The sequence below is a fragment of the Pseudanabaena biceps PCC 7429 genome, from assembly GCF_000332215.1.
Taxonomy (GTDB): Bacteria; Cyanobacteriota; Cyanobacteriia; order Pseudanabaenales; family Pseudanabaenaceae; genus Pseudanabaena; species Pseudanabaena biceps.
The window spans coordinates 1-15,321 of sequence record NZ_ALWB01000151.1 but is presented as its reverse complement, the minus strand read 5'-3'; the positions used below and the strand labels follow the sequence as shown (position 1 = coordinate 15,321).

The following is a 15,321-nucleotide window of genomic DNA, read 5'->3' as shown; positions in this document are numbered from 1 at the left end:
ATTCCTAATCCTAAATATTCTCCTTTTCATTCTCTTGGATTTGCCCCAGTTCTCCATTCTCTGGGTTACTTTTTCCTGCTCTTTTTCTGATTAGCTTAATCAACTTAGTCTAAACTCCAGTTTCATCAGTTCTGAACCCCAAAAAATCTAAACTTATACCAAGTAAAGAAATGGCGTAGCCATTTCTTTACTTGGTATAGCTATAGCTGGGCATAATTAATTACAAACCAAAGCCCGCAAAGTTGCCTCCCGTAGGGGCGCAACTTTGCGGGCTTTGGTAATTTATTTTGCACAAGCACTTATGGCAATAATTTCTTGCGGTTTAAGAGGTTTGAGCTTTGAGCCATGCCCAAGGCAGAGCCAACATTTTGTTTGAACGGGGTACAAAGGCACGGCGCATAAATACTTCATAATTATTTTTTTCGATCGCCTTTAAAATATTGCGATACAAAATTAACGAAGACCATACTGGCCATCGCGCATCGCGACATAAAGCCGAAATGCCATCTTCCGCATGTTGATAAAACTCTCTAGCCCGTTGGATCTGGAAGCGCATTAACTCAATCCAGCGATCATCGACAGTACCGCTTAATAAATCCTTTTCGGTATAGTCGAAATAATGTAAATCCTCAAGGGGCAGATAAATACGACCTCGTTGAGCATCTTCACCAATATCTCGCAAAATATTAGTTAATTGCATGGCTATACCCAACGCGATCGCTGCTTCAGTTGCGGTCGCAATTACCGATGGATCTTTTGTCTCAAAGCCCATAATTGCCGCTGACATTAAACCGACTGTTCCCGCAACGCGATAGCAGTATAAATGCAGATCGTCAAAGGTTTGGTAGCGATCGTATTTAAGGTCCATGCGCATTCCTGAGATCATATCTTTGAAAGGCTGGATCGGCATTGGATAATGCTTGACCGTATCGGCTAAGGCGATATCTGAGGCATGAATCGGCTCACCACGGAATGTCGCCTCCAACTGTTTCTCCCAGTTAAAGAGCGTTTCGGCATCTGTGGTATCTGCTTGCATACCATCGACGAGTTCGTCGGTGCGACGACACCAAGCATAAATAGCCCAAGTAGCGCGTCGTTTTGCTTCTGACATCAGCATCGTACCAAGATAAAACGTCTTAGCGTACTTTGCGGTGATGCAACGACAAATCTCGTAGGCTTCATCCAGACTGACTGGCTGACGCATTCCCATTGGTTTAGGCAGTGACGACAGATGGATTTGACTGGTTTTCGTTAGAGGTTCGACCAAGGACTTTACTTCCAGAAGATTGACTTGCTTTTTGATTTGCGCTTTGACTTGCTTTATGGATTTCCTGTGCTGTTAGCTTACCAGAAAGTACCGCCCCTTCCATACTCCCAAAAAAGGGTTGAGCTGTATAGCTACCTGACAAAAAGAAATTAGCGATCGGTGTGGCTTGATGAGGACGGAATTGCTCGCGTCCAGGAGTTGCCGTATAAATTGATCGCGGAGTCTTAACGACATGGGACTTTAAGACTTTGGCAGGGCTGGGGAGATGCTGCGGAAATAGTTTGGCAAGTTCGTTAAGCGTTGCTTCCACGATTTCGCTGTTGGGGCGATCGATCCAATCCGCCGCAGGGGCAAAGACTAGCTCTAGCATTGATTTGTCAGGGTCGGCATATTCCTTGCAGGAGTTGCTCATATCGGAGTAAACACTCAGCAGGGGCGATCGCGAAAATAGGGTGTGATCAATATCGGTAAGCTTGCGATCAAACCAGATCTGCACGCTAATTACGGGTACGCCTTCAAGATTGTCTAGCTGCTGAAAATAGGGCAAGCCTTGCCAGTTTGCAGGAATATAGTTTTTAAATGCGTCCACTGACATTGCGGAAACGTAAGCATCGGCAAAAATTTCGCGACTGGGGGAGCCGTCTGTACCTTGGACGAGCAACTTTTGAACATTGCCATCTTGATCGGTGACGATTTCCTTGAGCGCCACGCCTGTATGGACTTCGCCACCTCTTGCTACGACATAATCAACGATAGGCTGACAGAGACGTTCAGGGGGTGCGCCATCGAGATAGGCAATTTTCGAGCCGTCTTTTTGTTGCAGAAACTTATTGAGGGCTCGGAGGGGAACCGTTGCCGAAATGACATTAGGGTCGATAAATTTGAGGGATTTACAAACGGCAATAAAAATATCGGTGGTAATGTCCTTACCAATGCCACGCATTTCTAGCCATTCCTCGAAGGTGTATTTGTCCATTGAGACAACGTAGTCATCGCCACGCACGATCGCGGGAATTAGTCCGATGGCAAACCGAATCTTTTGATTCCAAGTGAGCATATCATTGTTACGAAGAATCGAGACAATAATATTAAAGGGGGATGGAATATCGGGTACGTCAAACCATGACAGCACCCCTGGCTTTTCAGGTTGATTAAAAATTAAAGCATGGCGTTTCCATTGCAGGCGATCGAGGATATTTAGCTCGCCCATAAGTTGCAACATATTGGGATAAGCACCAAAAAAGTTATGCAGCCCCGTTTCGATCCAGTCGCCATCTGCATCTTTCCATGCTGCTACTAATCCGCCGAGAACGTTACTGCGCTCTAGCAAAATCGGCTGATGTCCCAAATCCACCAAATACTTAGCACAGGATAATCCTGCTAACCCTCCTCCAGCGATCGCCACGCGCATATTTTTTCAATACCTGTACTTTTAAATTTTTATGCTTAATAATCTCCATCTTACTTTGCAAAGCTTAATAATTCACTAATTTTTATGGGCAAAAATCATAGAGGAGCCCATTTTTGTTTTAAGTTAGGATGGCGATTGCAAATTCATCTGCAAATTTATCTTAGCTAGTATGGTAAAAAGCCTCGTTGATACCCCTCAGATATCTCCCATTCCCTCGCGCAAATTATGGATGGCAGCGATTAAATTACCGATGTATAGCGTGGCGATCGTCCCCATTGCGACGGGGACTGCGGTTGCTTATCGCGATACTGGGGCAATCAATTGGGCGGTATTTGCAACCTTTTTAGCCGCTGCCATTGTCATCTTAGTCTGGGAAAATCTTTGCAATGATGTATTTGATGCCGAAACTGGCATTGATATTCACAAGGCGCATTCCGTTGTCAATCTTACGGGCAAGAAAAATTTAATCTTGGCGATCGCGAATATCTGCTTGCTAATGGGCATTGGTGGCGTGTTGGCAATTTCATGGCTACAGCAAGATGCGGTGGTGGTGAGTCTGGTGGCGCTCTGTTGCTTGCTCGGCTATATGTACCAAGGTCCTCCCTTTCGACTGGGATATCAAGGATGGGGCGAAATTTTATGTTTCTTTGCTTTTGGCCCCTTAGGCGTTTCCGCAGCCTATTACAGTCAAACCCAATCTTGGTCGATTGGCTCCCTTGCTGCCGCAGTCGTTGTCGGCATCATCACCAGCTTGATTCTATTCTGTTCCCATTTCAATCAAGTAGAGGATGATCTTGCCGCAGGGAAGCGATCGCCCGTGGTGAGATTGGGAACCAAGAGAGCTTCCCAGCTTTTGCCTTGGGTCTGTGCGGTAATTTATGCAGTGACAATTGTGGCGATCGCCTTGCAATTTTTCCCGATCTGGACAGCGATCGTGTTAGTCAGCCTGCCTATTGCTTGGAAACTATGCACATTCATTGGCGATCACCATGAGCAATCGGAAATGTTACTCAACTGTCGATTTATTGCCGTAGCTTTGCACTTTGTTGTTGGTTCATGTCTGAGTGTCAGTCTGATTTTCTAGAATTTTCTTATATAGCTATATAAGTAGTTCGGCATGATTAAAAACCAAAACCAGAGAGCATACCGCCCGCGTAGCGGGCGGTATGCTCTCTGGTTTTACAGCAATTATCGATCTAATGAACTACAAGGGAATTTTTGAAAGCGTTGCTTTGCAACGCTTTCAAAAATTCCCTTGGTTTGAGCGCAATGCGCTGTAAGTTTACTTATGCCTAGCTACTTAGCTACAGTTACTTGACCTAGGACAAATCAAACCCTAAGAATTGATTGGTGGCGCTTCGCGCCACCAATCAATTCTTAGGGTTTGTGTCTTAGTACAGGCGACAGATATATTTGATTCACTTTCTACGAGACATTATGAAAAGTCTTCGTCAATTTAAGTCGTTTGCCGTTATTTCTCAAATAATTTCCCAAATTATTAAGTGGTTTGTGATTGCATCAGTGGTTGGGATCCTCTCAGGTTTGGGATCGGCAGCTCTCCTAATTTCTTTGGAATGGGCAACTGATTGGCGAGAAACCCATATATGGATCATTGCTTTACTTCCCCTGGGGGGATTTCTGAGTGGTTGGCTTTACGATCGCTACGGGAAGCCCATCGAAGCAGGCAATAACCTTTTACTTGAGGAGATTCATAACTCTAAAAAGATTATTCCGTTAAGAATGGCTCCGATGGTGTTATTGGGAACCACCTTAACCCATCTATTTGGCGGTTCCGCTGGTCGAGAAGGAACGGCTCTGCAAATTGCGGCTTCTCTCGCCGATCGCTTGACAAAAATATGTAGCCTCCAACCTAGCGATCGCCGCATTTTATTAATGTCAGGGCTCAGTGGGGGATTTGCTTCGGTTTTTGGGACTCCTTTAGCAGGAACGATTTTTGGTTTAGAAGTTTTAGCAATTGGCAATATTAACCACAATGCCTTATTTCCCTGTTTAATTGCCGCAATTGTGGGCGATCGCCTTACCTTGAGTTTGGGATTACACCATACAGCCTATCTTCATGCTCCATCGATTCCCGCGATCAATCTAATTGAGCTGACCGCCGCGATCGGTGCTGGGATATTGTTTGGGTTGACAGCAAAGATCTTTGCGAAACTCACGCATAAATTTAATCACTTTTTTAAATCGAAAATATCCTATCCTCCCCTACGTCCTGCGATCGGTGGGGTGATGGTTGCTTTGATCGTTGGGGCGATCGGCTCTACTAAATATATTGGGCTAGGGATTCCCACAATTGTGAAGGCTTTTGAAATCCAGTTACCACCTTGGGATTTTGCTGCCAAAATTGGTTTAACCGCCTTAACCTTGGGGGCTGGTTTTAAGGGAGGTGAAGTGACTCCATTGTTTTTTATTGGTGCAACCTTAGGAAGCTCTTTGTCATTAATCCTGCCATTATCTGCGCCTTTGCTGGCGGGAATGGGATTTGTTGCCGTCTTTGGGGGAGCCGCTAATACCCCGATCGCCGCAACATTAATGGGGATTGAACTTTTTGGCATAGAATCGGGTCCATTTATCGCGATCGCCTGTGTGATGAGTTACCTTGCCTCTGGTCATACTGGTATTTATAGCGCTCAGCGTATTGGTAGTGGGAAATATCATTTCATGCCCAAAAAAGAAGAATGAAATTACACCAAATCTCAAAATGACGTAGCCATTTTGAGATTTGAAAACCCTTACTGGGTTTGGCTTTTAATTCGCAAAAGTGTTGTCATACTTTCGTGAATTGGTATAAGCAAGGCGATCGCTTTTAGAAGTCGCAATACCAGACCACTGTACCTGCGGAGCTCTTGGCTGGGGATGGGGATTATTGAGAAAATAACGCCGATAGGAAAAAAATAGTTCCTCATTTTCGAGAGTGCAATAAGGAGCGATCGCCACATGTTCAGGGAACATTCCCAATTCCTGAAGTTGTTGTAATTGGACTTGGCGTAAATCTAATTTAACTCTCTCAGGATGCGCGTCGGGGTATAAACCAACGGGTTCCTTAATTGTTGCTGTCACCTGTTGGGCAACATCTTGAGATACCTGATAGACTTTGCCCGAAATCGCAGGACCTAGAGCAACGCGCAGATCCTTTAGGTCGCTACCGCGATCGCATAGGGTGGCGATCGCCTTAGGGACAATGCCCGCAACAGTCCCCCGCCAACCTGCATGAACAGCCGCCACCGACCCTAACTTGCGATCGCCGATCAATACTGGGACGCAATCAGCCGTACAAACCCACACCGAGCGATTCTCCTGAGGGCGATCGCTCTCTGGCGTTACCCAAACTCCATCAGCTTCAGGTAAAGGGCGATCGGGTGATGGGGCAATTTCATCGGCATGAATTAAGCAATTACCATGAACTTGTTTGGCCCGATAGGCTTGTCCCGATGGGACAAGATAATTATGTAAATCATTGGGAAGTTTAGGAGCGTGCGATCGCGTAAAAAATCCATGTTGCCATTCGGCAAGTAAATCGCAAGTTAGTCTGCCATCTCGCCATTGCCATTGATTTGCGTTCATTGGTTTAGATTCAAACTTTTAACAATAATCATGCTTGGTCGCATTTATCCTAACCCAAAAAGGAGAAGGGGAGCCTTTTTAGAAATCTCAAAACCTAGAAGAGCATATCGCCCGTTACGCGGGCGGTATGCTCTTCTAGGTTGTTTTTAATTATGCCGAACTAAAGCCACTTGGCTTTAGTTCTAACGATGGAGTTGAATCACTCTACCATTGCTAGGCTGAATAGGACGGGCATCAACTTGATAAAGTTTCTCAAAAGCTTCGATTTGCTCTTCCGAAACAGTCATTGGCTCAACGAAGACATTCCACTTAACACCTTCGCTACAGGGAGGAGTAGTTAGAGAACCATCGTAGCTATAGTAGGATTTACCCTTCGGCAAAAGATCGGTAGCGTTAATATTACTGCTAACAGTATCGGTTTTCCCAGCAGAAGGAATGTTTTTCCAAATAGTATCGATCAGGGGATTGGCTGCTCCTTTAGTGAGCATAACTCCCACTACCGCTAGTTTTCCTGCTTCATTACGATGGACTAAATGAAGTTCCATTGCCAAAGCCTTGCTATTGACTTCATGTTCGCTAGGTGTATGGAAATGGAATTGAACGAGGGAGTACTTTTCACCGTTAATCGTCACACTACTGCCTGGAGCATAATTCACTTGAATAGTATGCCCGTTATTTACTACGACTAAAGGAGAAGATTTATAATCAAAATCGATTTTAGCGGGAGTACTTTCTACGGCATTTTTGAGATCAATCGGCGATTGATCCCGTCCTGACTCACACAAAGCAAACTCTTTCTTAATTTGTCCCCATTGTGTAGGGTTGGCAGCACCTCCATATCCCCAATGTGAATGAGATTCTTCTGCAAAAACATTTGTTGATAAAGGGAACAAGGTTCCAAGGGTAAGCACCAATGCTAGCAGAGAGGTCTTATTGAACTTTTTCATTGTGTTGTTAGTTTCATTCCCTAAACTTGGAGCTAAGTATAACTGACCTAGTTAGCAGATTGATAACTTTCCACAAGTCTTTACAGAAAAGATTAGTGCTCATATCCCTTCCCAGTGAATAATTAGACGTTGCATCGCTTCGCGCCGCAACGCGAATTATTCACTGGGAAGGGAAGTAAAACCCAAAAAACTGTGACGCACGCGCAGCGTGCGTCACAGTTTTTTGGGTTTTATATTTAATTGCGCCTAGCTACTTATGAGCAGTTGGTGGCGAAGTGAATTGTTAAGTATGGTAAAAATCTTGTTTAATGAATTAAGTAGTTATTTAATAATTCAGAATAAATTAATTTATGTCGCTAACACCTGCTTTATTTGGTCAACTTGCACAAGCAATGGGCATATTTGTATTGATCTGTGCCTTAATCACAGGATTAGCCGTTGCTTTTCAGTGGAGTTGGCGCTATCGGATGGTGGGCGCAACTCTGTTCTCGGTTGTTTTAGTTGTGGGGCTTTTCTCCCTCAGTTTTGAGCCAATTACCCGTTCATCTATTGCAGGCTCTGTCCCTTTTAAGCTAGTTTACGATCGCTTTGGTTCCCAAGCGACAATTGCAGTTGCGCCAACGATTACACCTGAAGAGCTGGAGGCAACTTTACAGCAAGCAAGTAGCAATCTATTTTCGTCTGGGCGTAATGGTCAAGGTAAATCCCAAATGACGATTTATGCCAGAACGATTATTCATCCCCGCGAAGGACTATCTAAACCAATTTATCTAGGGCGGGTAATGCGATCGCTCAATCTGCGCAACGATCCCAATATGAAAGTTGAAATTTTTGCTGATAAATTTGCCGAACTCCCCCAAAATACAGCCTCGTAATACTACCGACAGCGCTTGGTGCTCAAACCTGAACCAATAAATTTTTTGAAAGTATTGCAACACTTTCAAAAAATTTATTGTGTTTCTTTTGATCAAAAATTGCTATAAAAATATTACGTAGATACTCCCTTCCCACTAAATAAATAGACATATAAACCCAAGAAATAGCGGTGCGGGGCGAAGCCCCGCACCGCTATTTCTTGACTGGGAAGGGAGTAGCTAAACGAAACTAAATATAAAACAACAAAACAGGTGGCGAACCTACAGCATATGCTACATGTTTTGTTTATGGCTTTTAATTGATCCAATTACTTCTCATATTTCTAAATAGCTTGCTGAAGATCTCATACCAATGCACAAAAGTGTTGTTACACTTTTGTACATTGGTATTACTTATATAGCAATCCTAAATGAATTGAGAGAGGCTTCGACCTCTCTCACCCAAATTATTTGGATGGGTGAGAGAAGTCGAAGCCCTATTTTTCTCATAAATGATTTAGCTCTAAGTAGCTAGGTGCAATTAAATATAAAACCCAAAAACCTTTAGCGTAGGCACAGCGTGCGCTAAAGGTTTTGATTCTGGGTTTTAATTATGCCTAGCTACTTGCTATATATTAATATTTCCTATTTCTATAGGCTTAAAAATTAAGGCAAAAAGATCGTTAAGATTACGATAAAGTATTTAATCTTGACGATCTTTCTGCTTTAGGATGTTTTTTAAGTAGCTAGGTACAATTGAGTATAAAATCCCAAAAAATTTTACAAATGTGCAGCAAGCGCCACAGGTTTTAAATCTGTTTTTTAATCATGCTCAGTCACTTAATTTATTCATAAATGTTTTTTGAAAAAAAATATGCGAGAACATTTGTCCGAGACATTATTATCATTATTCAATTATGCAAATCGCATTGGAGAATCAGAAATATTAACACAGCAACAATTAGATGATTTACAAAATATTAAATCAATCGGAGAGACCCTAGCTAATTACTTAGATAATACCGAAAAAGAAATAAATATTCTTAAGCAGAGGGTTAGACAACTAAATCAAGCTAATCTCATCAGAGAATTTAGCGATGAAGATAGGATTTATACCTTAATAGCCTTGATTTTTGCCCATCTCAGACATTCGATTGATATCGATGAGCTTCTAGAAACTGCGGTTTGGGAGACATCCCAATTATTGCAAAGAGATCAAGTAATTATTTGTCAGTTTAAGGAGGAAGACGTTCAGCCTATTCAATACGAATCTGTTAGCGATCCGAGCTATTCACTTCTAGGACAACCACTTCCATCGATTTACACCAATCCCGTATGGCTAGATCGGTTGCAAAAATGTGTTAGCCAAGTTATTCATGATATTAATGATCTAAACATCGATCTAAACATCGATCCCCTATTTGCTGAATCCCTGCGCAGTCTCAACATACATGCAGCGATCGCTGTGGCTATCCCGATGGGAAAAAGACTATGGGGACTCCTAATAGTTCATCAATACAATAACGCTAACCTTTGGCAAAATTGGGAAATTGAATTGCTAGAAAGACTGGGAACCCAATTAGCAATTTCGATCCATCAAATGCAACTGCTTGTTAAATCCAACGATATCAGAATCGAAAGAGATCAGATAATTGCCAAGTTGCACCACAATCAACTTCACGATCCATTAACAGGACTTCCAAACCGCGACTCATTTATGGAGTCCTTAGACATAGCATTTGCCAAATTGCAAACTGACCAGAATTTCCATTTTGCCGTTATGTTTATAGATTGCGATCGCTTTAAAACCATTAACGAAAGCTTTGGCTTAGCTATCGGCAATGACCTCTTAAAGGAAATTAGTAATCGGATAACGATCCACCATAAAGCTAATTATGTTATCTCTCGGATCGATAGCGATGAGTTTGCAATTCTGGTCGAGAATATTAATAGGGACATTAATGGGGACGATCCTACGGGGGAAGAACTGGTTACTTCCTTAGCCGACCAAATTTTAGAAGGTTTGAAACAGCCATTTCTAGTTGATGATTTCCAACTCTTTATATCTTTTAGTATCGGTATTGCAATTAGTGACCTTGAATATATCTATGCTAATGAGATTCTGCGAGATGCGCATATTGCCATGTATCATTCTCGCAATCTGGGAGGAGGTGGAAAAGCGGTATTTAACGACAATATGAGCCAAGGGGCTAGGGTGCGGTGGCGATTAGAATCCGATTTACACCAAGCGATCGTGAATCATGAGTTTTATTTACTTTATCAACCGATTGTTTCATTACATCAACATAAGTTAACGGGGTTTGAAGTTCTACTCCGCTGGATGCATCCTATACAGGGTTTAATTTCACCCTTAGAATTTCTACCAATCGCTGAGGATAGTAGGGATATCATCCAAATTGGTTATTGGGTTTTTGAGACAGCCTGCAAACAGTTACATCAATGGCAGCAAGATTTTCCTGAAATGGGAGCGCTCACGCTGGGAATCAATGTTTCGACGATTCAGGTTATTCAACTCGACTTTGTGGAAAGAATTCAGACCATCATTATGGACAGTGAAGTTTTGCCTAGCTCGATCAAACTAGAAATTACAGAATCTATTTTGATGGACAATATCGAAATTTCTTCGCAAAAATTAGAGCAACTGCGAGATATTGGCGTTCAGGTATATATCGATGACTTTGGTACTGGTTATTCATCCTTTAGCTATTTACAAAATTTACCAATCGATGTTTTAAAAATCGATCGCAGCTTTACCAATAGAGTTGCTACCGATGCTAAGAGCCAAAGAATTATTCAATCAATTTTGCGCTTAGCGAATAATCTCGGTATGGGGGTGATTATCGAAGGTGTAGAGACCGCTCAGGAGTTAAATTACTTTGAAGGGCTAGGTGGCAGTAGCATTGAGGTGCAGGGCTATTTTATCTCCCATCCCCTAGATATCCAAAAAGCAACTGAGTGGATTCAAGCATCTATGTAGCGCTGTTTTTAGTAGCGCTGTTTTTAGTAGCGCTGTTTTTCGCCCCTAGTTCCCCATTCTTTTGTGAGAAAAATAGGGCTTCAACTCATTTAGGATTTCTATATCAAACAAAAAGAGAGAAGTTATGCGTTGCATAACTTCTCTCTTTTTGTTAACTCCCCAGGCGGGATTCGAACCTGCGACCGATCGGTTAACAGCCGATTGCTCTACCGCTGAGCTACTGAGGAATGTAGCTGTTTCGCTTTGTTTATTACTTCAGCGTTAATAACTATAGCGTATAAATGTGCCATTGATGCAAGCTTTTTGAAAAAAATATTGAATTTTTTTCAAAAAGCTTGTAATCCTTATAGGAAGACACTTTGGGGTATAAAGCCCTATGCTAGCCAGAAAGAAAGTGGCGGTGCTTAGCGCCGCCACTCATTTTTTGAAAACTTTCAATGCGATATAAACATGAATTAATTACGCAGATTTGTTCCTAAAGAGGTCGTCATGGAGCCAACTACAACTGCGATCGCCCCAATCCATCCCAAAAGACTTAAGGGAGATGGGGATAATAGTTGAGGCACAAAACTTGGCAAGATACTTGAGGCTGTGAGGGTCACAATTGGGGCAAGGGTGAGGATAACGCTTACCCGCGAGGCTTCCCAATGCTCAAGAGCGGCGGCAAATGCTCCATAGGCAATCACCGTATTTAAGGCGCAAAATATTAGTGCTATTAGATGCATTCCTGAAAGAGTTAGCAATCGTTCGGGGTGAGCTAGGGGTGAAAATAGCACCGCTGCACTTAGGTATAAGCACAGTAATACCGAAGTGGAAGGTAAATTTAGTAAGAGTTGCTTTTGCGCTAGCCCATAAAAAGCCCAAACGATCGCACCAAGGATGAGTAAAGTATTGCCCCACATATAGCTATTGAGGTTAATTACTAGCGATCGCACCTGCTCATGGGAAAACAGGACTAACCCGCAGATGAGAATTGCGACCCCTACCCATTGCTGATAGTTATATTTCTCTTTAAAAATAATTAATGAGGCTATGCCCATCATCATGGGCGCTAACTGGGTGAGGACTTGAGCGTTATTGGCAGAAGTTTTACCTAAGCCCGTTAAAAATAAAATATAGTTCAGTGATAGCCCTGCTACCGCAACTAGAAATACTGGTAGAGAAACTTTTTTTAACTGCTGCCATGTCGGTAGCTGTCGCCTTATTGCCAGATATCCCCCCAATACTATCCCTGCAAAGGTAAAGCGAAACCAAGTTACTGTAAAAGGATCTAGTTGTTGAAGGACGATCTTAAGAGCGATCGCCAGTAACCCCCATAGTAAAACCGTAAGCAACGATAGCGCCAGACCTAAACGCGATCGCCCCGAAACTTGATGTAGATGCATAGTTTAATCACGAAAATTTATAAAAGCCTTGTCAAGCAAGGCTTTGCTAAACAAAGCTTTTATAATTCTATCCCTGTCATCATTAAAGAATGGGGCAAAGCTTTGCGCTGCCTTATGCCTATATGTATTGCCGTAGGCGTGACAGCCTGAGTTAGCTATATATGACAAGTCAAACCCCAAAATATGAGTGGTGGTGCAAAGCGCCACCACTCATATTTTGGGGTTTCTGTTCTGAGCAAAATTTGCCTTGATATTTAGTTAAGAAAACATTTCGACACTTGAGGAGTAAATTGGCTCAACATGGATAGCAATAACGCGCTTAGGGCGGACAAGTAAAATTTCATTTAGTTCGGCTCTTACGGGAATGGGCATCAGATCGTCCTCATTTGCTTTTGCCTTAAACTGTGATGCGTACCAAGTTTTGACTTCTTCGATGGTCATAAATTTGGTTGTTACCTCTTGTCCACCTTCTAGCTTTAAATGCACGATATATTCATTCGGCTTTTTGGGTTCTCTCGCCATTTCGATTTACTCCGTCTAAATTTCACTTCATCATGCCGAATTATAGCAACCGTCAAGGCGGTTGAGATCCAAAACCCCAAAAGCCACAATTTGTTAAATATAAAACCCAAAAAACAGTAGCGCACGCGCAGCTTGCGCTACTGTTTTTTGGGTTTTAATTATGCTGAACTACTTAGGATTGCTATAGCTATATTCACTTAAGTCAAGACATCAAACGCAATAGAGAATGGCGGCGCTTTGCGCCGCCACTCTCTATTGCATTTGATTTTTGTCCTAACATTACTGACTATAGTTATATATATTTATTCAGCTATATTTATTTCAGCTATATTTATATAGCTGACAAATTATTCGTTTCAATAGCAATGCAAGTTTTGTTTAGGACATAAAACCCCAAAGATGAGTGGCGGCGCTTCGCGCCGCCACTCATCTTTGGGGTTTTGATTTGTCATAACTAACTCAGGTAATGCTATAGGGTTGAGGAAGTTTCCTCAAAATATTTATGACTGCTATACATTAAATGAAGGAATCCAGAGTGAAAATTCATAAGTGGGCGATCGCCATATTATTGTGGGGTTTCCTGTTTAGGGCTGTATGCGCTATCTATCTCAATATCGGTTTTGATGAGGCTTACTATTACCTCTATACCCAAAATCTCAACCTAAGTTATTTCGATCATCCACCCCTTGTTGCCCTTACTGCTGGGATCGGGCTCTGGCTGAGTGGTGTGGTTACACCTTTTACTCTGAGGATTGGCGGAATTTTACTTTATACAGGAACGTTAATATTCTCTTATTTAGCGAGTAAAAAACTATTTGGGGAGCGCACAGCAACATTAACTCTGGCAATTCTCACGGCAATTCCGATCTTTCAGATTGCTTTTGGGATTCTCACCCTACCCGATAATCCTTTGATGTTTTTCTGGGCAGCTTGTCTGTGGGTTGCTGCTGAGGAGTTCTTTCCTTCTGAGCATAGTGATCGATACCAACCAACCTATCGACTAGCAATTATTGGTTTATGTGTTGGGCTTGCCTTTCTTGGTAAATATCATGGTCTCCTGCTGGGCGGCGGATTGGTGCTATTTTGTCTGCTTAGCCCTCGTCACCGTGGCGCATTGTTTTCAAAATGGACACTGGCGGCGATCGCTTTATTTGCGATCGCGATCTCTCCAGTTTTAATCTGGAATTCTCAACATGAATGGGCTTCATTTCGATTTCAGAGTCGCCGAGCCGTACCCACCCAAGGCTATAACCTCGAACGATTATTGGTGACGATTCTGCTAGCGCTTGGCTATCTATTTCCATCCTTTGGGATTCCTTTATGGTGGACGAGTTTTCGTACCGCAGGAGAACTACTACTGGGGAGAATCTTCCCGATTAAGAAGGATGTGGATGCAATAGGTATAGATGCAGGTATAAATGCAGGTATAAATGCAGGTATAAATACAACAGACATAAAAGCTGTAACTAAGGATGTAACTAAGGAATCGACTGAATCAACGATCGCTGAAGATCTATTGCGAAAGAAAAGATTGCTCATTCTCTGCGTATCGATGCCCATTTTCTTTGGTTTCACCTTTATGGGCGGATTTATCCAAATTCTTCCTTCTTGGCATATGCCAGGATTTTTTGGGGCAACCCTTTTGTTAGGAGAAAGAGCTGCTCAGGTACAGTTAAAGCGTCCGCAATTTATTCGTAATTGGCTCTGGGGTTCGGGCATGGCAATTTTGCCGCTATTGCTAGTGGGTTTACTGCATGTGCATTGGGGCATCGTGCAGAAAGGTGGCGACGCAGCGATCGCGGGAGGTTTTTGGGAGGCAAAGGACGATCCTTCAACGCAAATGATTGATATCGAGCAGCTACGTCAAGCCTTTGTGAATTCACCATTAAAAGCGGAATTACAGAAAGCCGATTTTGTATTTAGTAATAATTTCTTTGTTGCGGGACAGGTGGGTATGGCGATCGAGCCATTGGGCAAAAAAGTTACCTGCTTCGATGAAGACCTACGCGGATTTGCCTATTGGAGCAAGGCTGAAGATTTTGTTGGGAAGACCTCACTTTACATTACCTCAGAGCTATTCATTAAGGATGAGAAGTTCCCTCAGCCTCTAGATAAGTATAAAGATTACTTTCAATCGTTAGAAAAGATTGCTGACATTCCCATCAAGCGCGGTGGGCAATCCGTGCAGATATTCCCCGTCTATCGCGCATCCCCAATGCTCAAGCCCTATCCACGTCCCTATGGATAATAATTCCCAAAATGGCAACGCCATTTTGGGAATCTCAAAGCCTGACTGGGTTTGTTTTTTAATTCACTGAAGTGTGACAACGCTTTCGTCAATTAAGAACTAAGTAG

11 protein-coding genes and 1 tRNA gene are annotated in these 15,321 nt (G+C 42.7%); 5 read left to right on the top strand and 7 right to left on the bottom strand.

Annotated features, from left to right (window positions below):
• Positions 1-322: 322 nt before the first annotated feature.
• Together PSE7429_RS15705 and pds are read right to left on the bottom strand one after the other, a co-directional pair.
• Complete coding sequence (locus PSE7429_RS15705; RefSeq protein ID WP_052017722.1) at positions 323-1,210, bottom strand: phytoene synthase; 888 nt, start codon at positions 1,208-1,210, stop codon at positions 323-325.
• A gap of 4 nt (positions 1,211-1,214) precedes the next feature.
• Positions 1,215-2,678 carry a 15-cis-phytoene desaturase gene (pds, locus tag PSE7429_RS15700; protein ID WP_009628242.1) on the bottom strand — a complete coding sequence of 488 codons (1,464 nt, stop codon included), beginning with the start codon at positions 2,676-2,678 and terminating at the stop codon, positions 1,215-1,217.
• Positions 2,679-2,847: 169 nt separating this feature from the next.
• On the opposite strand from pds, the gene menA reads away from it, so the two are divergent.
• Both menA and PSE7429_RS15690 read left to right on the top strand, forming a co-directional pair.
• Positions 2,848-3,762, top strand: a complete 915-nt coding sequence (gene menA / locus PSE7429_RS15695) for a 2-carboxy-1,4-naphthoquinone phytyltransferase (RefSeq protein WP_009628241.1) — start codon at positions 2,848-2,850, stop codon at positions 3,760-3,762.
• A 353-nt stretch (positions 3,763-4,115) separates the two neighbouring features.
• Positions 4,116-5,378 carry a voltage-gated chloride channel family protein gene (locus PSE7429_RS15690; protein ID WP_009628240.1) on the top strand — a complete coding sequence of 421 codons (1,263 nt, stop codon included), beginning with the start codon at positions 4,116-4,118 and terminating at the stop codon, positions 5,376-5,378.
• A 66-nt stretch (positions 5,379-5,444) separates the two neighbouring features.
• Here PSE7429_RS15690 and pgeF read toward each other — a convergent pair whose 3' ends face one another.
• Positions 5,445-6,260 (bottom strand): peptidoglycan editing factor PgeF, encoded by an 816-nt coding sequence (pgeF, locus tag PSE7429_RS15685; protein ID WP_009628239.1) that lies wholly within the window; start codon positions 6,258-6,260, stop codon positions 5,445-5,447.
• Positions 6,261-6,442: 182 nt separating this feature from the next.
• The gene (locus PSE7429_RS15680; RefSeq protein WP_009628238.1) at positions 6,443-7,207 is read right to left on the bottom strand and encodes a carbonic anhydrase; all 765 of its coding nucleotides are present in this window, start codon (positions 7,205-7,207) and stop codon (positions 6,443-6,445) included.
• 350 nt (positions 7,208-7,557) lie between these two features.
• Here PSE7429_RS15680 and PSE7429_RS15675 point away from each other — a divergent pair, with 350 nt between their 5' ends.
• A complete protein-coding gene (locus PSE7429_RS15675) occupies positions 7,558-8,082 on the top strand; it encodes a Ycf51 family protein (RefSeq protein WP_009628237.1) in 525 nt (174 codons plus the stop codon).
• Positions 8,083-8,935: 853 nt separating this feature from the next.
• Positions 8,936-11,059 carry a putative bifunctional diguanylate cyclase/phosphodiesterase gene (locus PSE7429_RS23785; RefSeq protein WP_009628236.1) on the top strand — a complete coding sequence of 708 codons (2,124 nt, stop codon included), beginning with the start codon at positions 8,936-8,938 and terminating at the stop codon, positions 11,057-11,059.
• A gap of 155 nt (positions 11,060-11,214) precedes the next feature.
• Here the strand turns inward: PSE7429_RS23785 and PSE7429_RS15665 are convergent.
• The 3 genes from PSE7429_RS15665 to PSE7429_RS15655 all read right to left on the bottom strand — a co-directional run bounded on the left by PSE7429_RS15665 (position 11,215) and on the right by PSE7429_RS15655 (position 12,966).
• Positions 11,215-11,286: transfer RNA gene (locus PSE7429_RS15665), tRNA-Asn, on the bottom strand.
• A gap of 228 nt (positions 11,287-11,514) precedes the next feature.
• The gene (locus PSE7429_RS15660) at positions 11,515-12,444 is read right to left on the bottom strand and encodes a DMT family transporter (protein ID WP_009628235.1); all 930 of its coding nucleotides are present in this window, start codon (positions 12,442-12,444) and stop codon (positions 11,515-11,517) included.
• A 258-nt stretch (positions 12,445-12,702) separates the two neighbouring features.
• Positions 12,703-12,966: a hypothetical protein gene (locus tag PSE7429_RS15655; protein WP_009628234.1), complete on the bottom strand. Its 264-nt coding sequence runs from the start codon at positions 12,964-12,966 to the stop codon at positions 12,703-12,705.
• A gap of 520 nt (positions 12,967-13,486) precedes the next feature.
• Here PSE7429_RS15655 and PSE7429_RS27250 point away from each other — a divergent pair.
• Complete coding sequence (locus tag PSE7429_RS27250; RefSeq protein WP_009628233.1) at positions 13,487-15,214, top strand: ArnT family glycosyltransferase; 1,728 nt, start codon at positions 13,487-13,489, stop codon at positions 15,212-15,214.
• Positions 15,215-15,321 lie beyond the last annotated feature (107 nt).